We start from the raw sequence: 26862 nt of genomic DNA, 5'->3' as shown, positions 1-26862 counted from the left end.
ATCAGCTGCCCTTCTTCTCCGCCTCCAGCCGTGCCTTGAGCGCGGCGAGGGCGGCAAACGGGCTGTCGGGGTCCGCCGGCTTCTCGCGGCGGCGCTCCTGATGGGCGGGGCGGTTGTCCGCCCGCTGCTCGGGACGCGGACCGCGATGCTCGCGGTTGCCCTCGTTCTCGCGCGGACCACGGAACGGCGGACGATCGCCGCGCGGCGGACGCGGCGCGCGCTCGCCCTCGGGTGCACCGGCCTCGGCGGGGGCGTGCTCGGGACGGCGGTGGGGCGGACGGCCATCGCGGCGCTCGCCGCGGCCGCCACCCTTCTCGCCACCGCGCTCGCCGCGATCACCGCCGGGACGATCGCCGAAGCGGCGGCCTTCGCCGGCCGGACGCTCGCGACGCGGCGCGCCGGGCGGACGGCCGGGACGCCACACCTCGATCATCTCGGGCTCGGCGGGAGCGGCATCGGCAGCAGCAGCCTCGGCCACCACGGCGACGCCTTCCACCGCCTCGGGACCACTGGGTGCGGCGGGCGCCTCCACCTCGGCCGCGACTTCGGCGACGGTAGGATCGCCGGATACCTCGACCGCCTCGGCGGCGGCCTCGGCCTCGGCCGCGTCGGCCAGAACCACGTCAGCGGGGGTTTCCTCGACGGGCACATCCTCGGCGGGGGCCTCAATGAGCACCTCGTCCGCCGATTCGGCCGGCGCGTCGGCATCCTCGCCGACGGGCTCGTCCGCAGGCGCGGGCGCTTCCGCCGGGGCGTCGAACAGGAGATCCGCCTCGATGGCGCCTTCCGGCAGCGGGGCGAGTTCCGCAGGGGCCGCTTCCGGCGCGGCGGCGGGGGCCTCGGCCTCCGGCGGCGGCGGGGGGCGGCGCTCCATGCGATAGCCCAGCGACTTCAGGATGGAGGCGAAATCCTCCCCCGAGCAGCCGGCCAGCGAGGTCATGCCCACGGTGACGGTGAAGCCACGGCCGTCCACCGCCCCGGCCGGCTTGGGGCCGGGGGAGTTGGGCCGCCACGCCAGCGCCGGACGAATGAGGTCGGCGAGGCGCTCCAGAATGTCCACGCGCACCGCGCGCTCGCCGCACACGCGGAAGCCGACGGCGCGATACAGACCCTTCTGCACCTCGTGGTCCACGGGGATGGAGGTGCGGCCCGAAGCGGCGAGGTGCGGCAGCTCGTCGAGGCCCTTCTGGGCGAGGCCGCCGTGCTTCAGCGCGTAAAGCTCCGCCGCCAGCGCGCGCGGGGCGGGCTTCAGCAGGGCCGGCAGATAGATGTGATGGGCGCCGAAGCGCACGCCGTGGCCTCGCAGCGTGGCGCGGGCGGCCTGATCCAGCCCCTTCACCTCGTCGGCGACGCGGGCGCGCTCCAGCACGCCGAGGCTCTCGACGATCTGGAAGGCGATGCCGCGGGCGATGCCGGTGATGTCCTCGGCGGTGCCGAGCTTGGTGAGCGCGCCGAGCAGCTTCTCGATATGGGCGGCCACCCACAGGGTGAGGCGCGCCTCCACCTGGTCGCGGGCCGGGCCGGTGAGGTGCTCGTCGGCGATGATCTTGAAGCGCGGCTTCAGCACTTCCTCGCCGGGGATGAGCTTGGCCACCGCCTCGCCCGTCCAGCGGATGGTGCCGTCGAAGGTGAGGACGAACGCCTCGTCCACCGCCTGCGACAGGCGCTGGGCGCGCTGCTCGATTTCGCCGGCCAGAGCCTGCTGGGCGGCGGCGCGCAATGCCTTCGCCTCCTCGCCACCGGCCGCGGCTGCGGGGTCGGGGGCGAACTGGAAGCCGTGGAGGTGGCCGATGACGTGGCCTTCGACGGTAACGTCACCGGTCTTGCTGATTTCAGTTTCGAGCATCGTGTTCTCTCGCAGGCGCCGCATGAGCACGCTGGTCCGCCGATCCACGAAACGCTGGGCTAGCCTTTCGTGCAACGCATCCGACAGCTTGTCCTCGACCCCTCTCGTGACGCCTTGCCAGTGCTCCGGATCCCTGAGCCAGTCGGGCCGGTTCGCAACGAAGGTGAGGGTCCTCACCTGCGCAATCCGGTTCGACAACGTGTCGATGTCGCCTTCTGCGCGATCGGTCAAGGCGATTTGACGCGCGAACCACTCATCGGGGATGCGACCACCCCCCTTTATGTGCCCGAAAAGGGTGCCCACCAGCTCCGCATGGGCGCCCGGAGAGACCTTGCGATAGTCCGGCACCTGGCAGGCATCCCACAGCCGTTCCACGTCGGCGGCGCCGTCCAGACGGCCCGTCACCTCCATGTCCCGGCTCATGATTTCAAGCACCGCAACGTCATCGGCGGTGGGCGCGCGGGCCAGCCCCTCCTCCTTCGGCAGGCGCGAAAGGGAGGCGAGGAGCGCGGTGGGCGACTGGAAATCCGCGACGGCGTTGCGCCATTGCAACACCTTCGCAGTGTCGAACACATGCTCCTCCAGCCGGGAGACCAGTTCCTCCTCAAGCGGTGGACAACGTCCCGTCGTGCCGAACGTGCCGTCTCGCGTCGCGCGGCCGGCGCGCCCGGCGATCTGCGCCATCTCGGAGGGGTTGAGCTTGCGATACTGCCAGCCGTCGAACTTGCGGTCCGAGGCGAAGGCCACATGGTCCACGTCGAGATTGAGGCCCATGCCGATGGCGTCGGTGGCGACGAGATAGTCCACGTCGCCGGACTGGTAGAGCTCCACCTGGGCGTTGCGGGTGCGCGGCGAGAGCGCGCCCATCACCACCGCCGCCCCGCCCCGCTGGCGGCGGATGAATTCGGCGATGGAATAGACCTCGTCCGCCGAGAAGGCGACGATGGCCGAGCGGCGCGGCAGGCGGGAAATCTTGCGCTCACCGGCGAAGGTGAGGGTGGAGAGGCGCGGACGCACCACCACGTTCACACCGGGAATGAGCTTTTCCACAAGCGGGCGCATGGTGGCCGAGCCCAGCAGCAGCGTCTCGTGCCGGCCGCGCCGGTTCAGGATGCGGTCGGTGAAGACGTGGCCGCGATCGAGGTCCGTGGCGAGCTGTATCTCGTCGATGGCGACGAAGGCCACGTCGAGATCGCGCGGCATGGCCTCCACGGTGGAGACCCAGTAGCGCGGGCCGGCCCCGTGGCGCCCCTTGGGCTTGATCTTTTCCTCGCCGGTGATGAGGGCGACGTTCTCCGCGCCCACCCGATCGACGATGCGCTGGTAGACCTCGCGCGCGAGCAGGCGCAGCGGCAGGCCGATGATGCCGCTCTCATGGCCGAGCATCCGCTCGATGGCGAGGTGGGTCTTGCCCGTATTGGTCGGGCCAAGGACCGCGCTCACCCCCCGCGCCCTCAGATTGCGCGGCAGCACGGCCCATCGGGTGACGTCGTCCATCGGCTCAGGCGCAATCCACGTAAAGGAGGGGTGTCCTGTATCATATCGGGACGCGACGGCCATGGCGAAAGGGGGCCGGCGGACATTCGCGGAACGGGAGGGGGCCGAATCAGGTGAGGGGCGAGGTTCACGGGGTGTTCTCGGTGCCGCGAGCAGACGTCCACCCTCACCCGTCTCGCGGCGGAGCCGCGATCCACCCTCTCCCGCAAGGGGAGAGGGGAAGCCCTGGGCCGAGGTATGTCCTGCTGACCCCAGACCCTTGACATCATGCGCCTTTTCCTTCCCATGGAGGTAGGGCGGCGCGGGCTGGCGCGCTAGGGGGCGGGAGGCGGACGGTGTTTCTGAAATGGGCTGAACTTTCCTCACCGGCACTCGCAGCGCTGGACAAGACCCGCATGGTCGCCGTCCTGCCCGTCGCCGCCGTGGAGCAGCATGGCCCGCATCTGCCGCTGGGCACCGACCTGTTCATCGCCGAGGGCTATGTGGAGCGCATCGCCTTCATGGTGCCGCGCGAGGTGGACGCGGTGTTCCTGCCCGTGCAGGCAGTGGGCAAGTCCGACGAGCACATCTCGTTCGCCGGCACGCTCACGCTTTCGCCCGCCACCGCCATCGCCGCCTGGGTGGAGCTGGGCCGCAGCCTCGCCCGCGCCGGGGTGCGCCGCCTCGTGCTCATGAACACCCATGGCGGCAACGTGCCGGTGATCGATCTCGTCGCCCGCACGCTGCGGGTGGACCACAAGATGCTGGCCGTCACCTGCTCCATGCACCGCTTCGGCTACCCCGTGGGCCTGTTCACCGATCATGAGCGGGCGCACGGCATCCATGGCGGGGAGATCGAGACCTCGCTGATGCTCGCCTTCCGCCCCGAGCTGGTGGACATGAGCCACGCCGGGCCGTTCCCGCCCTATTCCATCGCCATGGAAACCGAATTCCAGCGCCTGCGCGCCAACCACCCCGTCGGCTTCGGCTGGCTGGCGGAGGATTTGAGCCCCGACGGCGCCATGGGCGACGCCACCCACGCCACCGCACTGAAGGGCGAGGCCGCCTTCGAATACGGCTCCCGCGCCTTCGTGGAGCTGCTGAGGGACGTGGCGGCGTTCGACCTGGCGCGGCTGGAGCCGCATGCGTGAGGGTGGTGATGTGCGGACACGGTCCCTGAGACCCGCGCCCCACTCGCCGCCCCTCACCGCCGTCATGGCCGGACTTGTCCCGGCCATCCACGTGGGTCGGCCGGGAATACCTTCCGGGCCAGCGTCCTATCGGCCCGACGTGGATGCCCGGGACAAGCCCGGGCATGACGCTGCAATTAGCCCCCCTACTCCCGCTCCGCCGCCGCGATCAGCTCCGGCAGCCGCGCGCGGTTGAGCGCCAGCCACTGCAAGGCGAGGATGAGGAAGGCGTTGATGCAGCGCCCCTCGGCGATGGCGGCAAGGGCTTCATCCACCGGCAAAGCGAAGGGCCGGGTGGTCTCCGTCTCCGCCGCCGATCCCGCCCGCTCCGGCAGGCGGGAGGCATCGAGGATGCCGAGATAGAGGCGGGCATATTCGTCCGTGAGGCCCGGCGTCGGGGTGAAGGCGAGCATGGGCACGAGGGCGCGGGGCGCGACGCCTGCCTCCTCCTCGCACTCCCGCCGGGCGGCGGCCTCGGGATCTTCCCCCTTTTCCACCATGCCGGCGACGATCTCGATGAGGTCGCCCCTTCCATCGGCCAGATGCGCCGCGAGGCGGAACTGGCGGATCAGCACCACCAGATCCCGCTCCGGGTCATAACCCAGCACGCCCACCACCTGCCCGCCGCGCACGATGTCGCGCACCTGATGGTCGCTGGTGCCGTCCGCATGGTGCAGCACGAGGCGGTAGCGCTCATAGGGGCGAAAGCCTTTGGCCAGCAGTTCCGGGCCTTCCACGTCCACCCGCGCGGGGCGATCTTCCATTTGCGTCACTGGCGCACCACGCCGTGGCCGGTGGCGTCGAGATTGAAGGCGGCCGCGAACAAGGCGCGGGTGTAGTCCTCCTTCGGGTGCTCGAACACGTCGTGCGCCGGCCCCTCCTCCACCATCTTGCCGTTGCGCATGACGAGGATGCGGCTCGCCAGCGCCGAGACCACGCGCAGATCGTGGGAGATGAACATGAAGGTGAGGTCGCGCTTCTTCTGGAGCGCGCGCAGCAGATCGACGATCTGCGCCTGCACGATCATGTCGAGCGCGCTGGTCGGCTCGTCCAGCACCACGAAGGAGGGCTCCAGCGCCATGGCGCGGGCGATGGAGATGCGCTGGCGCTGGCCGCCGGAGAATTCGTGCGGATAGCGGTGCCGCGTCTCGGGATCGAGCCCCACGTCGGCGAGCGCCGCCACCACTCGCGCCTCGCGCTGATCGGCGGTCAGTTGGCGCTGGTGCACCAGCAACCCCTCCTCCACGATTTCCGCCACCGACATGCGCGGCGAGAGCGCGCCGAAGGGGTCCTGGAACACGATCTGGAGGTCCGAGCGCAGCGGCCGCATGGCCTTGAAGCTGAGCCCGTCGATGGGCTTGCCGAGGAAGGCGATGGGCCCGGTGCTGGAGATGAGCCGCAGCAGCGCGAGGCCGAGCGTGGTCTTTCCCGAGCCGCTCTCCCCCACAACGCCCAAAGTCTCGCCCCGGCGGATGGCGACGGACACCCCGTCCACCGCCTTCACATGGCCCACCGTCTTGCGCAGGATGCCGCGCTTGATGGGGAAATAGACCTTGAGGTCGTTCGCCTCCACCACCAAGGGGGCATCGGGGGCGATGGGGGCCGGGTCCGGCTTCGGCTCGGCCTTGAGCAGCGCCTGGGTGTAGGCGTGCTTCGGGTGGAGGAAGGTCTCCTCCGCCCCGCCCTGCTCCACGATCTCGCCCTTCTGCATCACACACACCCGGTCGGCGATCTTGCGCACGATGCCGAGGTCATGGGTGATGAACAGCATGGCCATGCCGAGCCGGGCCTGAAGCTCTTTCAAGAGCTTCAGGATCTGCGCCTGCACGGTCACGTCGAGCGCCGTGGTGGGCTCGTCGGCAATCAGCAGGTCCGGCTCGTTGGCCAGCGCCATGGCGATCATCACGCGCTGGCGCTGGCCGCCGGACAATTGGTGCGGATAGGCGGAAAGCCGCTCCTCGGGCTGGGGGATGCCCACCTCGGCGAGCAGTTCCAGCGTGCGGGCGCGGGCGGCATGGGCCGACATGCCACGATGGAGGATCAGCATCTCCCCCACCTGCCGCTCGATGCTGTGGAGCGGGTTCAGCGAGCTCATGGGCTCCTGGAACACCATGGTGATGTTGTTGCCGCGGATGCCGCGCAATTCCCGCTCCGACACCGTGAGCAGGTCGCGCCCCTTGAACAGGATCTCGCCCGAGGGGTGGCTCGCCGTGGGATAGGGCAGCAGCTTCAGCACCGACAGCGCCGTGACCGACTTGCCGGAGCCGGATTCACCGACCAGCGCCAGCGTCTCGCCCTTGGCGAGGTCGAACGACACAGTCTTCACCGCCAGCGCCGGCGGCGCGCCATCGCCACGGCGGAAGGCGACGGAGAGGTCGCGGACGGAAAGGAGGGGTTCAGCGGTCATGCGAGGCGACCTTCTGGAGGAGCGCGCGGACGTTTTCTTCGGTCGGTTCGAGCCTTTGGAAGCTGCCCTGAGACTTGATCCGCTGGTCTGCAGAGAGGAACGCGCTGCATTTCATTCCGCGGGCGGTGGCAATATGGATCGCATCGGGAAGTTTCAGCGTCTTGTCTTGCGAACGCAAAACACCAGCGTCGTGAAGAACGCCCCGGAACACAGGAACGACCTCGACCCTGGGGCCGGAAATGGTCCAGTTATCGTAAACCCGGACGAGATCATGCCGTCCCAACAAGTAAGGCTTCACAATCAGCTCGCTGTATGTGAGTTCGCTGGTCACTAACGGCGGCTCGGCCTCGTCCCACCCGGCGAGCAGCAGTGACGTCAGGGCGTCCGATACCGGTCCACGCTTCTCAATCGCCGTTATGAAAACGTTCGTATCGAGGTAGATGCGGAACGCCATGCGCAATCAATCGTCCTCGTCACGCAAGGCTCGAATCCGCTCTACGGGATCGTCCGGAATGGGATCAGCCTTACGAGCCTCCTCCAACAGATGCAGGAGCTTCTCTTTGGAAGGCGGCTCGCTCTCCTCCACCGTGACGGTCACCGTCCGGCCCGCAGGCAGCCCATCCCGCAAATCCGCGGGGAGCTTTTCGACGGGATATCTCTGGCGCACGATCTTGTTCATCTCGATCACCTTTCCCCGTCCATTCTACCAGACTCGCCCCTCACCCGAACGTCTTGCGCGGATCGAAGGCGTCGCGCACCGCCTCGCCGATGAAGATGAGGAGGCTCAGCATCACCGCCACGGTGAAGAAGCCGGTGAGGCCGAGCCAGGGGGCCTGGATGTTGTTCTTGCCCTGGGAGAGCAGTTCGCCCAGCGAGGGCGAGCCGGGGGGCAGGCCGAAGCCGAGGAAGTCCAGCGCCGTCAACGTCATCACCGAAGACGACAGGATGAAGGGCAGCATGGTCAGCGTCGCCACCATGGCGTTGGGCAGCATGTGCCGCGTCATGATGGTGAGGTTGCCCACCCCCAGCGCCCGCGCCGCCTGCACATATTCGAAATTGCGCGCGCGCAGGAACTCGGCGCGCACCAGCCCCACCAGCGACACCCATGAGAAGAGCAAGAGGATGCCCAGCAGCACCCAGAAGCCGGGCACCAGCACCGAGGAGATGATGAGCAGCAGGTAGAGCGAGGGAATGGCCGTCCAGATCTCGATGAAGCGCTGGAACAGGAGGTCCACCCAGCCGCCGAAATAGCCCTGCACCGCGCCCGCCCCCACGCCCACCACGGACGAGACGATGGTCAGCGCGAGGCCGAACAGCACGGAGATGCGGAAGCCGTAGATGAGGCGGGCCACCACGTCGCGGCCCTGATCGTCCGTGCCGAGCCAGTTCATTTCGAGGCCGGCGCAGCCGGACACGCCCTTCTTCTCGGCTGCCGCCTTGCACTGGGCCTCGGTGAGCATCCAGGTGGGCGGCGAGGGCGCGGGGGTGGGCAGGTCCAGATTGTGGGTGGAGTATGAGAAGCGGATGAAGGGCCACACCATCCAGCCGCCCTTCTCCGCGATCAGCTTCTGGAGGAAGGGGTCGCGATAGTCCGCATCCGTCTCGAAATCGCCGCCGAACGCGGTCTCGGGATAGGCCTTCACGACGGGGAAGTAATAGCCGCCGTCATAGGAGACGAGGATGGGCTTGTCGTTGGCGATGAACTCGGCGCCGAGGCTGAGCACGAACAGCACCATGAAGACCACGAACGACCAGTAGCCGCGCCCGTTGCCACGGAAGTTCGCCAGCCGCCGCCGGTTCAGCGGCGAGAGGGCGAAGCGGCTCTTGGGCTTGGTCTCGCCGGGCGGCGGCAGTGGGCCGTGGGCGGTGTCGCGAGCGGCGGGCACGTCGGTGGGCGCGCCGGGCTGGAGCACGGGGACGGCATCCATGGCTCAGACCTCCCGCGTCTCGAAGTCGATCCGGGGATCGACCAGCATGTAGGTGAGGTCCGAGATGAGGCCGACGATGAGCCCCGCCAGCGAGAAGATGTAGAGGGTGGCGAACACGACGGGATAATCGCGGTTGAGCACGCTTTCGAAGCCCAGCAGGCCGAGGCCGTCCAGCGAGAAGATGGTCTCGATCAAGAGCGAGCCGGAGAAGAAGGCGGCGATGAAGGCGCTGGGGAAGCCGGCGATGACGATCAGCATGGCATTCCTGAACACATGGCCGTAGAGCACTCGGCTCTCGGACAGCCCCTTCATGCGCGCCGTGGTCACGTACTGCTTGCGGATCTCTTCCAGGAACGAGTTCTTGGTGAGCAGCGTCATGGTGGCGAAGGCGCCGAGCACCATGGAGGTGAGCGGCAGCACGAGGTGCCAGGCATAGTCGGCGATGCGCTCGGGCCAGCTCATCTGCCAGAAATTCTCGGAGGTGAGGCCGCGCAGCGGGAACAGATCGAGGAAGGAGCCCCCCGCGAACAGGATGATGAGCAGGATGGCGAACAGGAAGGACGGGATGGCATAGCCGACGATGATGACCGCCGAGGTCCACACATCGAAGCGCGAGCCGTCGCGCATGGCCTTGCCGATGCCGAGCGGGATGGAGATGAGATAGGTGATGAGCGTCATCCACAGGCCGAGGGAGATGGAGACCGGCATCTTCTCGCCGATCAGCTCCAGCACCGAGATGTCGCGAAAGTAGGACTTGCCGAAGTTGAAGGTGGCATAGTCCGTGATCATCTTCAGGAAGCGCTCGTGGGGCGGCTTGTCGAAGCCGAACTGCTTCTCCAGCTCCTTGATGAAGGCCGGGTCGAGGCCCTGCGCGCCGCGATACTTGGACGACATCTCCGCCGCCGCCCCCGCCTGCGCCGCCGCGCCCGCCCCGCTGAAGTCGCTGCCGCCGCCGGAGACGCGCGAGGTGGCGGAGACGTCCTCGCCGGTCAATTGCGCGATCACGCGCTCCACCGGCCCGCCGGGGGCGAACTGGATGACCACGAACGACACCAGCATGATGCCGAGAATGGTCGGCACCATGAGGGCGATGCGGCGGACAATGTAAGCGAGCATCAGGTGTCCCGTTGCGGCACTTCGGTTCAGGCTAGACCATATTGGCGGGAAAAGGTTGCCGCTTCACATGAAGATTCATCCATATGGCACCGCCCCTCAGCCGCCCCGGGCGGGATCAAGGCCGGTGCTCCACCAGGTGTCGAGCACGCCCAGCTCGTAGCGCGGCTTCACCGCCGGGCGTGCGAACTGGTTCCAGTAGGCGATGCGGTTCTGGCCGGAATACCACTGGGGAATCCAGTAGCGGCCGGACCGCAGCACCCGGTCCAGCGCCCGGCAGGCGGTGACGAGGGCGGCCGCGTCGGGGGCGGCCAGCGCCGCGTTGATGAGGCCGTCCACCGCCGGGTCGGCGATACCAGCCACGTTGTAGGAGCCGCGCGTGCGCGCCGCCTCGGTGGAGAAATAGGCGCGCAGCTCGTCCCCGGGATAGGGCGCGAAGCTGTAGCGGCGCACCACGAGGTCGAAGTCGAAATTCTGCAGCCGCTGCTGGAACTGGGCCGGGTCCACGATGCGGAAGGTGGCCTCGATGCCCACCTTCTTCAGATGGCCGATGAAGCGGGCGGTGTGGCGCTCCAGGCCGCCGTCATCGTCGAGGAACTCCATGGTGAAGGCCTCGCCCTTGGCATCCACCAGCTTGCCCTGCTGCACGCTGTAGCCCGCCTCCTTGAGGAGGTTGAGGGCCTGCCGGCGCAGGTTGCGGTCCTCGCCGGAGCCGTCGGACTGGGGCGGCACGTAGGGTTCGCCGAACACCTCCTCCGGCAGGCGGTCGCGGTAGGGGTCGAGCAGCTTCAGCTCCGCCGGCGAGGGCAGGCCCTGCGCCATCATCTCCGAATTCTGGAAGAAGGAGACGGTGCGGGTGTAGCTGTCGTACATCAGGTTCTTGCGGGTCCAGTCGAAATCGAACAGGAGCCCGACGGCCTCGCGCACGCGGCGATCGAAGAATTTCGGACGGCGGGTGTTGAGAAACCAGCCCTGCACGCCGGAGAAGCTCTCGTCCGGCAGCGTCTCCACCTTCACCCGCCCCTCGCGCACGGCGGGGAAATCGTAGCCGGTGGCCCATTCGCGCGCGGTGAACTCCTCGCGGAAGAGATAGACCTTGGCCTTGAAGCCTTCGAGGCCCGCCACCCGGTCGCGGAAATATTCGTAGCGCACCTGATCGAAGTTGAAGCGCCCCTTCATGACAGGCAGGTCGCGACCCCAATAGGTGGGCACGCGGTTGTACTCGATGTAGCGCCCCTGCTCGAAGCGGCCGATGCGGTACGGCCCCGAGCCCATGGGCACCTCCAGCGACGACTGGCCGAACGGGTGCTTGGCCAGAAACGCCTTGGAGAAGATGGGCAGGCCCGCCACCGTCAGCGGCACGTCGCGCGCGCGGCCCGGCTTGAAGCGGAACACCACCTCGTTCGGCCCGTCCGCCTCGATGGCGGTGACGTCGCGCAGGGCCATGCGGATGGTCTCGTAGCCCTCCGCCTTGAAGGCCTCGAAGGTGGCCACCACGTCCGCGGAGGTCAGCGGCGTGCCGTCGTGGAAACGCGCCTCGCGCCTGAGCTTGAAGCGGTACGTCAGCCCCTCGTCCGAAATCACCACGGACGAGGCCAGTCGCCCGTACATGGCGCTCTTCTCGTCGCCGGCGGCGGCCATCAGGGTATCGTAGATCAGCTCGATGCCCTGCGCGCCGTTGCCCCGCTGGTTGTAGGGGTTCAGCGTGTCGAAGGTGGTGAGCGACTGGTTGTAATAGGTGGTGCGGCCGAGCTGGGAGAAGGGCCCGCCCTTGGGCGCATCCGGGTTCACATAGTCGAAATGGGTGAAGTTCGGCGGATATCTCAGGTCGCCGAAGAAGGAGAGGCCGTGCCGCTCCACCGCGGCGGCGGACGTGCCGCCCTCCCCTGCCGCGGACTCCGCCGCCGAGGGGGCGGGCGAAGCGCCTTGCGCCCGCGCCAGAGCGGGCACCAGCAGGGCGCAGGACGACGCCAGCAGCGCGCGGCGCGTGAGGCTCATTTGCCCGCTCCCGCGCCGGTCTTCGACGCCTTGGCCGGATCGAACCACCAGATGTCGGGGAAGGCGAAGGAATAGGTGGGCAGTTGCGCCGGATGGGCGAAGCGGTCCCACCGCGCCGTGCGGGTATAGTTCAGCCCCCAGGCGGGGATGACGTATTCGTTCCACAGCAGCACGCGGTCGAGGGCGTGGGTGGCGGCCACGAGGTCAGCGCGGTCGGTGGCGTAGATCACCTTCTCGATCAGCGCGTCCACCGCCGGGTCCTTGATGCCGGCGAGGTTGCGCGAGCCCTCCCGGTCGGCGGCCTCCGAGCCCCAGAATTCGCGCTGCTCGTTGCCCGGCGAGAGCGACTGGCCCCAGCCGGAGACGATGATGTCGTAATCGCGCGAGCGCACGCGGTTGATGTATTGCGAGGTGTCCACCATGCGGATCGACACCTCGATGCCGAGGCGTTCCAGCGCCGGGCGGTAGAACACCGCCACCCGCTCCATGGCCGGGCTGGAGAGCAGGAACTCGATGGTGAAGGGCTCGCCCTTGGCGTTCACCAGCTTGCGGTTCTTCACCTCGTAGCCGGCCTCCTTGAACAGCCGCGCCGCCTCGCGCAGGTTCGCCCGCCGCGCCTCCTCCGATCCGCTTTCGGGATTGGTGTAGGCGGTGGTGAACACCTGCGGCGGCACCTTGTCCTTCAACGAGTTGAGGATCTCCAGCTCGCGGCCCTGCGGCAGGCCGGAGGAGGCAAGCTCGGTACCGGAGAAGAAGGAACTGGTGCGCTTGTACTGGCCGAAGAACAGGGTGTGGTTCATGCCCTCGAAATCGAGCGCGTAATTCAGTGCGCGGCGCACGCGCGGGTCCTTGAACTTGTCGCGGCGCAGGTTGGGAATGAAGGCCTGCATGACGCCGGACGAGCGGTTCTCGAACATCTCCAGCACCACGCGGCCATCGGCGCGGGCGGGGAAGTCATAGGCGGTCGCCCAGTTCTTGGCCGAGGATTCCACGCGGAAATCATACTGGTCGGCCTTGAAGGCTTCGAGCATCACCGTGTCGTCGCGGAAATACTCGTAGCGCATCTCGTCGAAATTATCCTTTCCGACGTTCACATTGAGATCCTTCGCCCAATAGTCCTTCACCCGCTCGTAGGTGATGGAGCGGCCGGCGATGAAGCTCTTGATGCGATAGGCGCCCGAGCCCAGCGGCACCTCCAGCGTGCCCTGCGCGATATCGCGCGGCTTGCCGTTCGCGTCCGTGCCGGTCCACCAGTGCCTGGGCAGGATGGTGAGCTGGCCGACGATCTGCGGCAGCTCGCGGTTGCCGGCCTGGTCGAAGGTGAAGGTCACATCTCGCTCGCCGGTCTTCTCGGCCTTGGTGACGTGGCTGTAATAGAAGCGCTGGTTGGGGTTGTTCTTCGTCAGCGCCTCGAAGGAGAACACCACGTCCTCGGGGGTGATGGGCTTGCCGTCATGCCAGCGCGCGTCGGCGCGGATGCGATAGGTGACGGAGGAGAAATCCGCCGGGTAGCTCACCCCTTCCGCGATCAGCCCGTACTCGCTCGCCACCTCGTCGGAGGCGGCGACCATGAGCGTGTCGTAGATCAGATTGATGCCCGCCGCGGGCGTGCCGCGCGGAACCACGAAATTGAAGGTGTCGAACGTGCCGTCCTCGGCGAGGCGCAGCAGGCCGCCCTTGGGTGCGGCGGGATTCACATATTTGAAATGGGGAAAGCCGGCGGGATAGGCGGGCTCGCCCATCAGCGACAGGCCGTGCCTGAACACGGGTGCTGCGGGCGTGGCCGCCGGCGCGGCGGTGGTGGTGGACGAGGGTGCGGCCGGGTCCGGCGCCGGTTTCGCGTCCTCCGCGCTGCGGCCGGGCGCCGCGAAGGCAAGGCTCAGCGCGGCGGCGAGGGCAAGGCGGCGGGCGAGGGACGCAAGCATCGGCAACTCCGGTTGGATCGCGCTTTGATCCGGGAATAGCCGATTATGGCACCCGCCGCGACGGCAGAAACATGGCGGCGACAAGGGGGAGAGGCAGGCGCGAGGACGGGGTGGAGCGGACGGCGACGCTGGGGAAGCCTTGAGGCGACAGGATCAGCGGGCTGGGTGAGCGCGGCGGCGCGCAAGGCTGCCGGCGCGAGCGGGATGACAATGGCGTGAAACGGCACGGGGGCGGCGCAGGCTGGTGGCTTCCCCATTCACCACCGTCATCGCCCGGCTCGTCCGGGCGATCCACGGTAGGGCCGGGTCGCGCCCTCGATCATCGCGCAAGTGGAACAGTGGATCGCCCGGACGAGCCGGGCGATGACAAAGGGACAATCCGGAGCGGACAACCTGCGGTGAGACGAGCGCATCGCCTTCTCCTGACCGTCAGAACGCCCTCTTCCGCAGAGGGAGAGGGGAGGTCGGACGATGACGACAGGAGGCAACAGCGCCGAGCCGCCGAACGCGGCGCGTCTTTCGGCGGCTTGCCGCCCCAAAAGAAAAAGCCCTCCCCCGCAGGCGGGAGAGGGCTTCATCGTCAGAGCAGGATCAGGCCGGAGCAGGCGCCCCGAGCCCAGCCCTCAGATCACTTGTGACCGGCGGGCGCCGCAGCGGGGGCGGCGGCAGGAGCCGCTGCCGGGGCCGCAGCCGCTGCGGTGGGCAGGGGCTTGGGATCGTGGGACAGCGAGTTCAGGTACGCGATCAGGTCCGCGCGCTCAGCTTCCTTGCCGATGCCGGCGAAGGCCATGGCGGTGCCGGGCACGGCGGCCTTGGGATTGGTGAGGAAGGTGTTGAGCGCCAGCGGGGTCCAGTCGCCGCCCTTGGCCTTCATGGCCGCGGAATAGGCAAAGCCCGAGGCGGAAGCCACCGGACGACCGACGATGCCGTAGAGGTCGGGGCCGACCTTGGCGCCGGCGCCTTCCTGGAAGTTATGGCAGGCGGCGCACTTCTTGGCCGCGGCCGCACCCTTCTCGATGGAAGCGGTGGCGAAGAGCTGCTCGATCGGAACCTCGGCCGCCGCCTTGGGCGCGCCGGCAGCGGCTGCGCCTTCCTGCACCGCGATCTCGAAGCCGGGCTTGGCCGGCGCCTCGGGGGTGAACAGGATTTCGGACACGATCCCGAGGCCGAGGGTCAGCGTGAGCGTGCCCAGAACTGCACCCGCGATCTTGTTCAATTCAAAACTGTCCATCGGCGCTACGCCCCTCGGAGGTCCTGTGTCCCACCGGGCGCTGCACCGAAACGGCGCGCTGCCCGGCCCCAAGCATGTCGATGAATGGCGCGCGGGGGAGCCCCACGAACCGTCGGCGACACTAAGCACTTTGAACCGGTCGAAGCAACCCGTATAAGGCGCGCCCCAATGCCACTCCCCGCGTCTGTCCCGGAGCGGCCTTCCGGACCCCGCCGAGGACCCCCGCCCATGCCGGCCGACACCCCTTCCCCCGCCCCAGCCCCCACCGGGCATCCGGCCGGGCGCGTGCTCGTGCTCATCCCCGCCCGCATGGCCGCGACGCGCCTGCCCGGCAAGCCGCTCGCCGACGTGGGCGGCCGCCCCATGATCGTCGAGGTGGCGCGGCGCGCGGTCGCAGCCGGCATCGGCCGGGTGGCGGTCGCCACCGACGCCCCGGAGATCGCCGCCGCCGTGACTGCCGCCGGCCTCGAGGCGGTGATGACGCGGGCGGACCACCCCTCCGGCTCGGATCGCATTTTCGAGGCGCTCACCGCCCTCGATCCGGCGGGCGAGGTGGAGATCGTGGTCAATGTGCAGGGCGACCTGCCGACGATTCTACCGAACACCATCCGAACGGCACTGATTCCCCTACTGGCAACCTCGGCTGACATCGCGACATTGGCCGCCGAAATCACCCTGGCCGAGGAGCGCACCGACCCGAACGTGGTGAAGGTGGTGGGCTCGCCGCTGGCGCCGGGGCTGCTGCGCGCACTCTATTTCACCCGCGCCACGGCCCCCTATGGAGAAGGGCCATTATACCACCACATCGGCCTCTACGCCTATCGCCGGGCGGCCCTGGAACGCTTCGTCTCCCTGCCGCCTTCCCCCCTGGAGAGAAGAGAAAAACTCGAACAGTTGCGGGCACTTGAGGCCGGCATGCGGATCGACGTGGCGGTGGTTGACGTGGTGCCGCTGGGGGTCGATACCCCGTCCCATCTGGAAAGGGCACGGGCCCTTCTCGCGCAGGAAAAATGAGCATGCCCATGAGCCGACGTATCACGTTCCAGGGCGAGCCCGGTGCCAACTCCCACATCGCCTGCCGCGAGGTCTTCCCCGACTTCGAAGCCGTCCCCTGCCCCACCTTCGAGGACGCGTTCGCCGCCGTGGAGAACGGGGCGGCGGCTTACGCCATGATTCCCATAGAGAATTCGGTAGCGGGGCGGGTCGCGGACATCCATCATCTGATGCCGCAGTCGAGCCTTTCCATCGTCGGCGAGTACTTCTTGCCCCTCTCCCACCAGCTCATGGCGGTGAAGGGCGCGACCCTCTCCACGCTGAAGACCGTGCAGAGCCACGTGATGGCGCTGGGCCAGTGCCGCAAGGCCATCCGCACCCTGTCGCTGACGCCGATTATCGGCGCAGATACAGCAGGTTCCGCCCGTGAGATCGCCGAGGCGAACGACGTGACCCGCGCCGCCATCGCCTCCCGCCTGGCGGCGGACATCTACGGCCTCGATATCCTCGCCGAGAACATCGAGGACGAAGCCCACAACACCACCCGCTTCATCATCCTCAGCCGTGGTGCCGACTGGGCTCCGGCAGGGCGCGGGCCGGTCATTACCACCTTCGTCTTCCGCGTCCGCAACGTCCCGGCGGCGCTCTACAAGGCCATGGGCGGCTTCGCCACCAACGGGGTGAACATGACCAAGCTGGAGTCCTACCAGCTCGACGGCCAGTTCACCGCCACCCAGTTCTATGCCGATGTGGAAGGCCATCCGGACGACCGCTCCGTGAAGCTGGCGCTGGAAGAATTGGCCTTTTTCTCCAGAGAGATGCGGATCCTGGGCGTCTATCCCGCGCATCCCTACCGGGCGCGATTCGGGGACTCAGATCCGGCGATCTGAGCCTCGCCCGGAAGCCCGCGGCGCCTGAGCGAAGGCATCATCCCAGCCCGCGGCGGTGCCGGAGCGAAGGCAACGCCTAATGATCGAACCGCACCATGATGCGGGCGCGACCGGCGGTGCGGCCGAAGCTCACGTGGTCGGACAGATGGGTGAGCATATAGGCGGCGAAGGAAGCCTGCTCCTGGGCGTCGCCCAGAAGCGCTTCCGGTGAGGGCCGCTCCTTCGGGGCCTCCATGACGATACCGTCATAGACGACCGAGACATCGAGGTGGCTTTCGTCGAACCGTGCGCGCAGCTCGATGGGACCTTCGGCGATGCCGCTGTCGGCCACCAGTTCGAGCGCCTGGGCCACCGTGGGGATGGCGGCGGCGATCACATCGCGCCGGGCACCCCAGTTATCCCCCTGATTTTCAAGGAAATCCCGCACGAAGGGGAAGGCGTGCGCGCCCTCCGGCACTTGCTCCACCGCCTCCTGCGCGATGCCGATGCGGAACAGCAGGTTGAGCATGATGGCGCTGAGCGCGCCGACCGTGAGGGGCGTCGAGAACAAGGGCTGCAGCATCAACGGAAGCTGGCGGGTGATGGGCAAAAGCGCCACCGAAAGCCCGGCCAGCACCGAGAGCCCGACCACGAACACCCGCCGCTCGCTGAGGCGGCGCGAGGTCACGAGGTCCATGCCCGCCACCACCAGATAGGCCGAGGTGTAGAGCAGGATGCCGCCGATCACCGGCGAGGGAATGAGGGTGAGCGCCACGATCGCCTTGGGCACGAAGGCGATGGCGAAGATCATGATGCCGGCGGTGAAGCCGATGACGCGCGCCGTGGACTGGGTGGCGAAGGCGAGGCCGACCGAGGAAGACGAGAGCCCCGACTGGAAGCCGGAGGTGAGCCCGTTCAGGATGTTGCCGATGCCGCAGGCCGTCACCGCCCGTTGCGCCGCCGGCATGTGGGCGCGGCGCCAGTCGGCATCGTTCATCTTTTCCAGCGACACGGTAACGGAGAGCACGTCCACAAGGTTCATGACCACCAGCAAAGCCATCAGCGGAAACAGCGCCGGGGCGAACTGGAAGGACGGCAGCGTCAGGGTCGGCAAGGCGAGGAGCGGCGCCGCGGCAATGGCTTCAGGTGCTTCAGGGCGTCCGGCCCCGAGCGAGAGGGCGACGATCCAGCCGATGCTCGCCCCCGCGAACACCGCGAACAGCTTCAGCCGCCGCGGCGCGAACACGGTGATGGCGACGATGATGCCCACCGTCGCGAGGCTGGAGAGAACGGCGTTCTCCTCCACCATGGGGCCATGGTCGAGCCCGAGCGCCCGCCTGAGCGCCGGGCTCGCGAGCGACACGCCGAGCATGCTCACCGCCACGCCGCACACTTCCGGCGGCAGCAGCACGCGGAGCGGCCGCACCAGCCGGGCGATGAACAGTTGCGCGATGCCGACGAGGAGCGTCGTCGTCGCCATAAGGCCCAGCCCGCCGAGCGCCAGCGCCTGCACCGCCAGCGGGATCGCTCCGGGCGCGGGGATGTGCACGGCGAGATAGCCCGAGCCGAAGCGGGTGCGCATGCACTGGATGATGGTGGCGACGCCGATGCTCATGGCGCAGGCCGAGACCATGGCGGAGATCTGGTCGGCGGGCAGCTTGGCCTCGGTGGCGGCGAGCACCGGATAGATCAGGAAGGTCACGGCCAGCATGGCGTGCTGGGCGGCGAGCGGGATCAGCGCAGCGGGCGGCACATGGTCATCCAGCCCGTAGACAAGGGAGGGCGGCCGGCGCCCGGTCCGCGTGCCGCGGCGGGAATCAGGAAAGAAACGGTCGAGCAGATGCGTCAGACGGGCAAGGCGCGCCGGGCGTGGAGCACCATCGGGCGCCGCCGGTTCAAGCATGCCCGCCCTCGATGAAACTGCGGATCAGATGGTGCGCGATGGCGACGGGCGGCGGCACGAACAGCCCGTCGGGATGGGTGCGGGTGAGCATCAGCGTCACCTCATCCCGGCCGAACCAGCGGGCATCCTCCAGTTCATTGCGGTCGATGACGAGGTCCTCGCTCGTCGCCTGCGCGATACATCCGATCATCAGCGACATGGGAAAGGGCCACGGCTGGGTCGCGAAGTAGCGAACCTCCCCCGTCCGGACGCCCGCCTCCTCCAAAGTCTCGCGGCGCACGGCGTCCTCGATGGTCTCGCCGGGTTCCACGAAGCCGGCGAGGGTCGACCACATGCCGGGGGCGAAATGGGGCTGCCGGCCGAGCAGGCAGCGGTCGCCGCGGGCGGTGAGCATGATGACGACAGGATCGGTGCGCGGGAAATGCTGGGCGCCGCAGGAGGGGCAATCCCGCCGCCAGCCGGCATCCACGATGCGCGAGGCGGCGCCGCAATTGGCGCAGAAGCCGTGCCGCGTATGCCAGGCGCGCAACGCCTTGCCGCAGGCGACGGGCCCGAGGTGATGCGGTGCGATTAGGCCGCTGACGGCGATGGTGCGCAGGTCGGGGACCGTGAGCCCCTCGCCCTCCAGTGCCTCCCTAAGGGCAGGATCGAACCCCTTGGCGAATCGCGGCGCGCCGTCGCTCTCGATGCCCAGAAACAGGGGCTCACCGCGCCCGCGCGCTTCGGCTTCCGCCCGGTCGAACAGAGGATCGAAGACCGGGCCGGCGCCCTTCAGCGCGACCAATTCCCCGCCGAGAAGGTAGAAGCGGGCGGCCGGATGATCCAGGAGATCGGCGGCGCCGGCACGCAGGTGGCAGGCGCGGTCAAGCGGGCTGTCCACATAACCAAGGGTCGGCCAGACGCCGAGATCGGGGCGGGAAATGAAGGACATGGACCAGACGACCCCGGCAGGCGGCAGGCTGCGAATTGATGGCGACCGTCGCACGCAGCCGGAGCCGAGGCAAGGCTATCCCACCGGCAAGGCTTGGCTGTGCACACTGAGCCGCCCGCGCAGGGCATCGAGGCGGGATTGGCGCTCCAGATCGCCCATCGGCTCGCGGGTGCCGGCACCGAACACCACACCCGGCCAGGCCGCATCGCCGGGATTGCGGGCGATGATATGCACGTGGAGCTGCGGTACCATGTTGCCCAGTGCCGCGATGTTCAGCTTGGCGCAGGCCGTGATGTCCTTCAGCGCCCGCGAGACGAGGGCGACCTCCTCCATCAGCCTCAGGCGATCCTCGGCGTCGAGGTCGAAAATCTCGGACATGGCCGCCCGGCGTGGCGTGAGGGAAACCCAGAAGAAGCGCCGGTCCTCCACCAGCCGCACATGACACAACGGCAGGTCCCCCACGGCCGGTCCATCCGCGGCGAGGCGGGGGTCGAGCGCGAAGGCGTCTTCGGTCATGGGCGGGGCTCCGGTGGGACAGACGGTTGATGCCTGTGCCCTCCCCGCGCCGCAAGCAGGTTTTCCGGCTTTGCGCAGAGCGGTTGCCCCGGCCCGCCGTAGCCGCTATGGAGGCGCCCCAACAGCTGCGCGACCTCGAAAACCCCGCGCGCAAGGACTTAAGGGATGTTCCGCTCGGCCACCTCCGCACCCCAGGCATCGCGTGCCCGGCTCAGCCGGCGAAAATGATGCGGAGCTGAAGCCGGCCGCCGTGATCGGCGCCGCACGCGTGCAACCCCAAGGATATCTGGCGAAGAAAGGCACGAGCGATGGCTCGGCTTGTCATGAAGTTCGGCGGCACATCGGTCGCCAATATCGAGCGCATCCGCAACGTGGCGCGCCACGTCAAGCGCGAGGTGGAGGCCGGCTACAAGGTGGCCGTCGTGGTCTCCGCCATGTCCGGCAAGACCAACGAACTGGTCGCTTGGTGCAAGGATGCCTCCTCGCTCTACGACGCGCGCGAATATGACGCGGTGGTGGCCTCCGGCGAGCAGGTGACCAGCGGCCTGCTGGCCATCGCGCTGCAGGAAATGGGCGTTTCCGCCCGGTCCTGGCAGGGGTGGCAGATCCCCATTTCCACCGACGACGCCCACGGCTCCGCCCGCATCATGGACATCGACGCCGACCGTCTGGCCACCTCCATCGAGGGCGGCGAGGTGGCGGTGATCGCCGGCTTCCAGGGCATCCACCTGCCCACGGGGCGGATCACGACGCTCGGCCGCGGCGGCTCGGACACCTCGGCGGTGGCGGTAGCCGCGGCGCTGAAGGCCGAGCGGTGCGACATCTATACCGACGTGGACGGCGTCTACACGACCGACCCGCGCGTGGTGCCCAAGGCCCGCCGCCTCGACCGCATCGCCTTCGAGGAAATGCTGGAAATGGCCTCGCTCGGCGCCAAGGTGCTGCAGGTGCGCTCGGTGGAGCTCGCCATGGTGCATAATGTGCGCACCTTCGTGCGCTCGAGCCTTGTGGACCCCGACGCGCCGGAGATGCGCGAGGTCGAGAAGGCCGGAACGCTCATCTGCGACGAGGAGGAAATCGTGGCAAGCCAGATGGAATCGCAGGTGGTCACGGGCATCGCCTTTTCCAAGGACGAGGCCCAGGTCTCCATCCGCCGCGTCGCCGACAAGCCCGGCATCGCCGCCGCCGTGTTCGGCCCGCTGGCGGACGCGCACATCAATGTGGACATGATCGTCCAGAACGTGTCCGCGGACGGCTATACCGACATCACCTTCACCGTCCCCACGGCCGATTTCGAGCGCGCCAAGGCGGTGATCGAGCGGGCCCGCGACTCCATCGCCTTCCAGGCGATCGAAGGCGCCGGGGACGTGACCAAGGTGTCGGTCATCGGCATCGGCATGCGCTCCCACGCCGGCGTCGCCGCCAAGGCGTTCGAGGCGCTGGCGGGCCGCGGTATCAACATCCGCGCCATCACCACGTCGGAGATCAAGATCTCCTTCCTGATAGATGCGGCCTATACCGAACTTGCGGTCCGGACTCTCCATTCGCTATACGGGCTGGACAGCTGAGGGCGGAACCGTTGACGGTAGCCCTGCGGGGGCGCGCCATCCGTTGGATAGCCTCGCGGGGTTACTGAACCCGCTCATTTTTAAGGATGCGGCCGATGCGTGGCGCGCTCGGCGGTCCGCGCGTGCTGCTCCGGCGTCTCCGTGAGGTGATGGCGGAGCCGGTCAGCGCGCAGGACCGCCTCGACAAGATCGTTGTGCTGATCGCCGCCAACATGGTGGCGGAAGTCTGCTCGGTCTACGTGCTGCGCGTCGATCAGACCCTTGAGCTGTACGCTACGGAAGGCCTGAACCGGGATGCGGTTCATCTGACCGTCATGAGCGTGGATGAGGGCCTCGTCGGCCATGTGGCGCGCGAGGCCGAATCGCTCGCCTTGCTGGACGCCCAGTCCCACCCCGAATTCTCCTACCGTCCGGAGACGGGCGAAGAGATCTACAACTCCTTCCTCGGCGTGCCGATCCTGCGCGGCGGCAACACGCTGGGCGTGCTGGTGGTGCAGAATCGCGCCCGCCGCACCTATACGGAAGAGGAGATCGAGGCCCTTCAGACCACCGCCATGGTGCTGGCGGAGATGATCGCCTCGGGCGAACTCACGGCGCTGGCCAAGCCGGGCGCCGAACCCGCCGTGCGCCGGCCGCTGCATCTCAAGGGCGTCGCCCTCGCCGACGGGCTTGGCCTTGGCCATGTGGTGCTGCACGAGCCGCGCATCCGGGTGACCAACGTCATCGCCGACGACGTGGTGAAGGAAACCGCCCGGCTCGATGCCGCCATCGGCAAGCTGCGCCACTCCATCGACCTGATGCTGGAGGACGACGGCCTCTCCAAGGCCGGCGAGCATCGCGACATCCTCGAAGCCTACCGCATGTTCGCCCACGACCGGGGCTGGATGCACAAGATGCGCGAGGCCGTCCTCTCCGGCCTCACCGCCGAGGGCGCGGTGGAACGGGTGCAGTCGGATACCCGCGCCCGCATGATGCGCGCCTCCGACCCCTATCTGCGCGAGCGCCTGCACGACCTCGACGACCTCGCCAACCGGCTCCTGCGCGAGCTGACCGGGCGGTCTCGCGGCATGGAGCGGGAGGCGCTGCCCGAGAACGCCATCCTCGTCGCCCGCAACATGAGCCCGGCGGCGCTGCTGGATTACGATCGCACCAGCATTCGCGGCCTCGTGCTGGAGGAAGGCGGAACCACCAGCCACGTCACCATCGTCGCCCGCGCCCTCGGCATCGCCGCCGTGGGACAGGTGGAGAATGCCGCCGGCCTCGCCGACCAGGGCGATCCGGTCATCGTCGACGGCCAGAACGGCGAGGTCCATCTACGCCCGCCCGGCGACGTCGAGGAGGCCTATGCCGAGAAGGTGCGCTTCCGCGCCCGCCGGCAGGCCCAGTATGCCGCGCTCCGCACCCGCCCCTCCGTGACGAAGGACGGCGTGCATGTGGACCTGAACCTCAATGCCGGCCTGCTGGTGGACCTGCCCCACATCGCCGAGACTGGCGCGGCGGGCATCGGCCTGTTCCGCACCGAGCTTCAGTTCATGATCGCGTCGGCCTTCCCGCGCATCTCCGAACAGCTGAAGCTCTACCGCGCCGTGCTGGACGCCGCAGGCGACCGCCCGGTCACCTTCCGCACCCTCGATATCGGCGGCGACAAGGTGCTGCCCTACATGCGGACGGTGGAGGAGGAGAATCCGGCCCTCGGCTGGCGTGCCATCCGCCTCGGGCTGGATCGGCCGGGCCTGCTGCGCAGCCAGATGCGTGCCCTGCTGCGCGCCGGCGCGGGGCGTGAGCTGCGCGTGATGTTCCCCATGGTCGCCGCGGTGGATGAATTCGACCGGGCCCGGGCCATGGTGGAGCGGGAGCTGACTCACCTGCGCCGTCACGGCCACGCCCTGCCGGATCGGGTCCAGGTGGGCGCCATGGTGGAAGTGCCGTCCCTGCTCTTCCAGCTGGACGAGATCCTGTCGCGCGCCGATTTCCTCTCGGTGGGCTCCAATGACCTCGTGCAGTTCCTCTATGCGGCCGACCGCGCCAACGTGCGGGTCGCCGACCGCTTCGATCCGCTCTCCCCCCCGGCCCTTCGGGCCTTCCGGCTGGTGGCGGAGGCGGGCCTCCGCCATGGCAAGCCCGTGACGTTGTGCGGCGAACTGGCCTCCCGGCCGCTGGAGGCGGTGGCCCTCGCCGCCCTGGGCTACCGCTCCCTGTCGGTCTCCCCGGCGGCCATGGGGCCGGTCAAGGCGATGCTGCTCGAGACCGACGTCTCCGCCGCCCGCAAGGTGCTGCTGCCCTTGCTCGAGGACCGTACCGGCACGGCCGATCCGCGTGCCATGCTGACCAAGTTCGCGCGGGACTGCGGCCTGCCGCTCTAGCGGGCGCCCTTCCGCGCCTCTGCTCTTGCCCTTTTCTCTTGCCCCTTTTCCCCAAACCGTCCGGATCCGTCAGCCCCTTATGAACACCCTGCCCCTCGCCAAACTCGACCAGCTGGTCGCCCGGCATGCCGAGATCGAGGCCGCCCTGTCGCATGGGGCGGAGGGGGAGGAGTTTGTCCGCCTCGGCCGCGAGTTCTCGGATCTCTCCCCCGTGGTGGAGCAGGTGCTGGCGCTGCGCGGCGCGGAACGCGATCTGGAGGGCGCCCGGGAGCTGCTCGCCGATTCGGCCGGCGACCCGGAGATGCGCACCCTGGCCGAGGCCGAGGTGGAGCGGCTGGATACGCGGATCGCCGAGCTGACCACCGCCGTGCGCCTCGCGCTCCTGCCCAAGGACGCCATGGACGAGCGCGGCATCATTCTGGAGGTGCGCGCCGGCACCGGCGGCGACGAGGCGGCGCTGTTCGCGGGCGACCTTTACCGCATGTATACGCGCTATGCCGCCGACAAAGGCTGGAGCGTGGAGGTGCTGTCCGAGAGCGAGGGCACCATGGGCGGCTACAAGGAAATCGTCGCCGCCGTCCACGGCAAGGGCGCCTATGCCCGGCTGAAGTTCGAGAGCGGTGTCCATCGAGTCCAGCGGGTGCCGGCCACCGAGGCGGGCGGGCGCATCCATACCTCCGCCGCCACTGTCGCCGTCCTGCCGGAGGCGGAGGATGTGGACGTGGACATCAACGAATCCGACCTCCGGATCGACGTGTTCCGGGCCCAGGGCGCCGGCGGCCAGCATGTGAACAAGACCGAATCGGCGGTGCGCATCACCCACATCCCCACCAACACGGTGGTGGCGGTGCAGGACGAGCGCTCCCAGCATCGCAACAAGGCCCGCGCCATGGCGCTGCTGCGCTCCCGCCTGCTGGACGAGGAGCGCCAGCGCAAGGAGGCCGGCCGCGCCGCTGACCGCAAGGGGCAGGTCGGCTCCGGCGACCGTTCCGAGCGGATCCGCACCTACAATTTCCCGCAGGGGCGCGTGACCGACCATCGCATCAACCTCACCCTCTACAAGCTGGAGGAGGTGATCGCCGGCACCGCGCTCGACGACATCATCGAACCGCTGCTGACCGAGCACCAGGCCGCCCTGCTCGCAGCCGCCGAGGAGGCCTGAGCCGTGCCTGGCCCCGGCGACACGCCCGCGGCCGACCTGACCATCGCCCAGTTGCGCCGGCTGATGACCGCCCGCCTCGCCGCCGGCGGCGTGGAGACGCCGGAGCTGGATGCACGGCTGCTGCTGGCCCATGCCCTCGGATGCCCGACGGGCGAGCTTCTCAGCCACGGCGCCGCCCCTGCCGCGCCCGACATCCTCGCCGCCACCGAGGCGCTCCTCGCCCGGCGGCTCGCGGGGGAGCCTGTGGCCCGCATCTTCGGCCACAAGGAGTTCTGGAGCCTCACTTTCCGCCTTTCGCCGGACACGCTGGTGCCGCGACCGGACACGGAGACGGTGGTGGAGGCGGCGCTGTCCCTTTTTCCCGACCGCGCCGCGCCGCTGCGCATCCTCGACCTCGGCACGGGTACGGGCGCCATCCTCGCGGCCCTGCTTTCGGAGCGGCCGTCCGCAACAGGCATCGCCGTGGACCGCTCGGAGAACGCGGCCCGGACGGCCCGGGACAACCTCGAAGCGAACGGCCTCGCCGACCGCGCGTCTGTTCTTGTCGGCGACTGGGGCACCGCACTTGCCGGCGGCTTCGACCTCGTGGTCTCCAACCCGCCCTACATCACCGAGGATGAGATGGCGGGACTTGCAGTCGACGTGCGCCTCCACGATCCCCGGCTGGCGCTGGTTGCGGGGGCCGACGGGCTGGCTGCCTATCGCATCATCGCCGCCGATCTGACGCGCCTGCTGAAGCCCGGCGGCGCGGCTGTTCTCGAACTCGGCGCGGGGCAGGAACCCGCCGTCGCCGCCCTCGTTCAGGCGGCAGGGCTTGGGCTTCTCGGCCCGGCGCGCGCCGACCTCGGAGGCATCCCGCGCGCCCTTTGCGCCCGGCGGCCCGGCGCCGCACACCCACCGGCCGATGAAAAAAGGCTTGGAACCTTTGAGGGAAATGGCTAGTGTCAGTCGCAGGAATCGAACCGGAGCATTGGTCCAGAGGGCTGATGCGGGCTTCCGAAATCTCAAACGGATGTTTCGGTCGCTGGGGATGCGAGAGCGTGGAGCGCGCGATGGCGCTGCTCATGCGAGCGTCCCGCGGTTGGATCGTTTCACGGTGCTGAATACGCGCGGCCCACGGAATGTCGGTGACATCTTAGGCGGTGGCATCTTGGGTGATGTCGTCTTCGGCGATGTCGTCTTGGGGGTGCGGCATCTCGTGTATTGGCGCCCGTGCTGGGGGGCACGGAACGGGGCTCGATGATCGGACTGATCCTGACTTCTTGACGACTTTCGCTTTGGTCCAGCGCGGACGCCGGCGCAGGCGGCTTCCGCGGATCTGACGGTCTTGTCCTGCGGACGGAGCAGCGTTCCACGGCACCCATTCCAATGGGGTGGAGTTCCGAAGGTTCGTTTCATGAGACGCGCGCCGCCGGAGCGGGAAGCCCGGCGGGATATGCGGAT

20 protein-coding genes are annotated in these 26862 nt (G+C 68.6%); 7 read left to right on the top strand and 13 right to left on the bottom strand.

Annotated elements, in window-relative coordinates; genetic code table 11:
- Position 1: 1 nt before the first annotated feature.
- Positions 2 to 3343 carry a helicase-related protein gene (locus tag EJ105_RS02615; RefSeq protein ID WP_250165181.1) on the bottom strand — a complete coding sequence of 1114 codons (3342 nt, stop codon included), beginning with the start codon at positions 3341 to 3343 and terminating at the stop codon, positions 2 to 4.
- 335 nt (positions 3344 to 3678) lie between these two features.
- On the opposite strand from EJ105_RS02615, the gene EJ105_RS02610 reads away from it, so the two are divergent.
- Positions 3679 to 4473, top strand: a complete 795-nt coding sequence (locus EJ105_RS02610; protein ID WP_374252512.1) for a creatininase family protein — start codon at positions 3679 to 3681, stop codon at positions 4471 to 4473.
- Positions 4474 to 4658: 185 nt separating this feature from the next.
- On the opposite strand, the gene EJ105_RS02605 is transcribed toward EJ105_RS02610, so the two are convergent.
- The 9 genes from EJ105_RS02605 to EJ105_RS02565 all read right to left on the bottom strand — a co-directional run bounded on the left by EJ105_RS02605 (position 4659) and on the right by EJ105_RS02565 (position 15114).
- Positions 4659 to 5276, bottom strand: a complete 618-nt coding sequence (locus EJ105_RS02605) for an NUDIX domain-containing protein (protein ID WP_250165179.1) — start codon at positions 5274 to 5276, stop codon at positions 4659 to 4661.
- A 5-nt stretch (positions 5277 to 5281) separates the two neighbouring features.
- Entirely contained in the window at positions 5282 to 6919 is a 1638-nt protein-coding gene (locus tag EJ105_RS02600) for an ABC transporter ATP-binding protein (protein WP_250165178.1), read from the bottom strand.
- Positions 6909 to 7373 (bottom strand): type II toxin-antitoxin system VapC family toxin, encoded by a 465-nt coding sequence (locus EJ105_RS02595; protein ID WP_250165177.1) that lies wholly within the window; start codon positions 7371 to 7373, stop codon positions 6909 to 6911. The genes EJ105_RS02600 and EJ105_RS02595 overlap by 11 nt, the downstream gene beginning before the upstream one ends.
- Before the next feature lie 6 nt (positions 7374 to 7379).
- Positions 7380 to 7598 carry a hypothetical protein gene (locus EJ105_RS02590; RefSeq protein ID WP_250165176.1) on the bottom strand — a complete coding sequence of 73 codons (219 nt, stop codon included), beginning with the start codon at positions 7596 to 7598 and terminating at the stop codon, positions 7380 to 7382.
- Between the two features lie 40 nt (positions 7599 to 7638).
- Complete coding sequence (locus EJ105_RS02585) at positions 7639 to 8847, bottom strand: ABC transporter permease (RefSeq protein ID WP_029556964.1); 1209 nt, start codon at positions 8845 to 8847, stop codon at positions 7639 to 7641.
- 3 nt (positions 8848 to 8850) lie between these two features.
- The gene (locus EJ105_RS02580; protein ID WP_024277367.1) at positions 8851 to 9963 is read right to left on the bottom strand and encodes a microcin C ABC transporter permease YejB; all 1113 of its coding nucleotides are present in this window, start codon (positions 9961 to 9963) and stop codon (positions 8851 to 8853) included.
- A 96-nt stretch (positions 9964 to 10059) separates the two neighbouring features.
- Positions 10060 to 11958: an extracellular solute-binding protein gene (locus EJ105_RS02575; protein WP_250165175.1), complete on the bottom strand. Its 1899-nt coding sequence runs from the start codon at positions 11956 to 11958 to the stop codon at positions 10060 to 10062.
- Positions 11955 to 13883, bottom strand: coding sequence for an extracellular solute-binding protein (locus EJ105_RS02570; RefSeq protein ID WP_394041851.1), 1929 nt, complete (start codon positions 13881 to 13883; stop codon positions 11955 to 11957). The genes EJ105_RS02575 and EJ105_RS02570 overlap by 4 nt, the downstream gene beginning before the upstream one ends.
- Before the next feature lie 628 nt (positions 13884 to 14511).
- Complete coding sequence (locus EJ105_RS02565) at positions 14512 to 15114, bottom strand: c-type cytochrome (RefSeq protein WP_051678992.1); 603 nt, start codon at positions 15112 to 15114, stop codon at positions 14512 to 14514.
- Between the two features lie 228 nt (positions 15115 to 15342).
- On the opposite strand from EJ105_RS02565, the gene EJ105_RS02560 reads away from it, so the two are divergent.
- Together EJ105_RS02560 and EJ105_RS02555 are read left to right on the top strand one after the other, a co-directional pair.
- Positions 15343 to 16128: a 3-deoxy-manno-octulosonate cytidylyltransferase gene (locus tag EJ105_RS02560; protein ID WP_250165174.1), complete on the top strand. Its 786-nt coding sequence runs from the start codon at positions 15343 to 15345 to the stop codon at positions 16126 to 16128.
- Positions 16129 to 16136: 8 nt separating this feature from the next.
- The gene (locus EJ105_RS02555; RefSeq protein ID WP_250165173.1) at positions 16137 to 16997 is read left to right on the top strand and encodes a prephenate dehydratase; all 861 of its coding nucleotides are present in this window, start codon (positions 16137 to 16139) and stop codon (positions 16995 to 16997) included.
- A 76-nt stretch (positions 16998 to 17073) separates the two neighbouring features.
- Here the strand turns inward: EJ105_RS02555 and EJ105_RS02550 are convergent, their stop codons facing one another.
- From EJ105_RS02550 to EJ105_RS02540, 3 genes are all read right to left on the bottom strand, one after another.
- On the bottom strand, positions 17074 to 18879 hold the full coding sequence (locus tag EJ105_RS02550) for a solute carrier family 23 protein (RefSeq protein ID WP_051678990.1): 1806 nt from the start codon (positions 18877 to 18879) through the stop codon (positions 17074 to 17076).
- Positions 18872 to 19810, bottom strand: coding sequence for an NAD(+) diphosphatase (nudC, locus tag EJ105_RS02545; protein WP_250165172.1), 939 nt, complete (start codon positions 19808 to 19810; stop codon positions 18872 to 18874). The genes EJ105_RS02550 and nudC overlap by 8 nt, the downstream gene beginning before the upstream one ends.
- A gap of 75 nt (positions 19811 to 19885) precedes the next feature.
- The gene (locus EJ105_RS02540; RefSeq protein ID WP_250165171.1) at positions 19886 to 20326 is read right to left on the bottom strand and encodes an HIT family protein; all 441 of its coding nucleotides are present in this window, start codon (positions 20324 to 20326) and stop codon (positions 19886 to 19888) included.
- Positions 20327 to 20634: 308 nt separating this feature from the next.
- On the opposite strand from EJ105_RS02540, the gene EJ105_RS02535 reads away from it, so the two are divergent.
- The 4 genes from EJ105_RS02535 to prmC all read left to right on the top strand — a co-directional run bounded on the left by EJ105_RS02535 (position 20635) and on the right by prmC (position 26361).
- Positions 20635 to 21894 carry an aspartate kinase gene (locus tag EJ105_RS02535; RefSeq protein ID WP_250165170.1) on the top strand — a complete coding sequence of 420 codons (1260 nt, stop codon included), beginning with the start codon at positions 20635 to 20637 and terminating at the stop codon, positions 21892 to 21894.
- Positions 21895 to 21989: 95 nt separating this feature from the next.
- Positions 21990 to 24257 carry a phosphoenolpyruvate--protein phosphotransferase gene (gene ptsP / locus EJ105_RS02530; RefSeq protein ID WP_024277358.1) on the top strand — a complete coding sequence of 756 codons (2268 nt, stop codon included), beginning with the start codon at positions 21990 to 21992 and terminating at the stop codon, positions 24255 to 24257.
- Between the two features lie 79 nt (positions 24258 to 24336).
- Positions 24337 to 25419, top strand: a complete 1083-nt coding sequence (gene prfA, locus EJ105_RS02525) for a peptide chain release factor 1 (RefSeq protein ID WP_250165169.1) — start codon at positions 24337 to 24339, stop codon at positions 25417 to 25419.
- Positions 25420 to 25422: 3 nt separating this feature from the next.
- Positions 25423 to 26361 (top strand): peptide chain release factor N(5)-glutamine methyltransferase, encoded by a 939-nt coding sequence (prmC, locus tag EJ105_RS02520; RefSeq protein ID WP_250165168.1) that lies wholly within the window; start codon positions 25423 to 25425, stop codon positions 26359 to 26361.
- The last annotated feature ends 501 nt before the right edge of the window (positions 26362 to 26862 follow it).

This window comes from Xanthobacter aminoxidans, from assembly GCF_023571765.1.
GTDB lineage: Bacteria > Pseudomonadota > Alphaproteobacteria > Rhizobiales > Xanthobacteraceae > Xanthobacter > Xanthobacter aminoxidans.
Note: the sequence above shows the minus strand (reverse complement) of the source record. Positions and strands in the feature narration are given on the sequence as shown.

Coding starts and splice junctions, on each gene's coding strand:
- EJ105_RS02615 (WP_250165181.1), bottom strand. CDS start 3,343: ATGGACGACGTCACCCGATGGGCCGTGCTGCCGCGCAATCTGAGGGCG.
- EJ105_RS02605 (WP_250165179.1), bottom strand. CDS start 5,276: ATGGAAGATCGCCCCGCGCGGGTGGACGTGGAAGGCCCGGAACTGCTG.
- EJ105_RS02600 (WP_250165178.1), bottom strand. CDS start 6,919: ATGACCGCTGAACCCCTCCTTTCCGTCCGCGACCTCTCCGTCGCCTTC.
- EJ105_RS02595 (WP_250165177.1), bottom strand. CDS start 7,373: ATGGCGTTCCGCATCTACCTCGATACGAACGTTTTCATAACGGCGATT.
- EJ105_RS02590 (WP_250165176.1), bottom strand. CDS start 7,598: ATGAACAAGATCGTGCGCCAGAGATATCCCGTCGAAAAGCTCCCCGCG.
- EJ105_RS02585 (WP_029556964.1), bottom strand. CDS start 8,847: ATGGATGCCGTCCCCGTGCTCCAGCCCGGCGCGCCCACCGACGTGCCC.
- EJ105_RS02580 (WP_024277367.1), bottom strand. CDS start 9,963: ATGCTCGCTTACATTGTCCGCCGCATCGCCCTCATGGTGCCGACCATT.
- EJ105_RS02575 (WP_250165175.1), bottom strand. CDS start 11,958: ATGAGCCTCACGCGCCGCGCGCTGCTGGCGTCGTCCTGCGCCCTGCTG.
- EJ105_RS02570 (WP_394041851.1), bottom strand. CDS start 13,883: ATGCTTGCGTCCCTCGCCCGCCGCCTTGCCCTCGCCGCCGCGCTGAGC.
- EJ105_RS02565 (WP_051678992.1), bottom strand. CDS start 15,114: ATGGACAGTTTTGAATTGAACAAGATCGCGGGTGCAGTTCTGGGCACG.
- EJ105_RS02560 (WP_250165174.1), top strand. CDS start 15,343: ATGCCGGCCGACACCCCTTCCCCCGCCCCAGCCCCCACCGGGCATCCG.
- EJ105_RS02555 (WP_250165173.1), top strand. CDS start 16,137: ATGAGCCGACGTATCACGTTCCAGGGCGAGCCCGGTGCCAACTCCCAC.
- EJ105_RS02550 (WP_051678990.1), bottom strand. CDS start 18,879: ATGCTTGAACCGGCGGCGCCCGATGGTGCTCCACGCCCGGCGCGCCTT.
- nudC (WP_250165172.1), bottom strand. CDS start 19,810: ATGTCCTTCATTTCCCGCCCCGATCTCGGCGTCTGGCCGACCCTTGGT.
- EJ105_RS02540 (WP_250165171.1), bottom strand. CDS start 20,326: ATGACCGAAGACGCCTTCGCGCTCGACCCCCGCCTCGCCGCGGATGGA.
- EJ105_RS02535 (WP_250165170.1), top strand. CDS start 20,635: ATGGCTCGGCTTGTCATGAAGTTCGGCGGCACATCGGTCGCCAATATC.
- ptsP (WP_024277358.1), top strand. CDS start 21,990: ATGCGTGGCGCGCTCGGCGGTCCGCGCGTGCTGCTCCGGCGTCTCCGT.
- prfA (WP_250165169.1), top strand. CDS start 24,337: ATGAACACCCTGCCCCTCGCCAAACTCGACCAGCTGGTCGCCCGGCAT.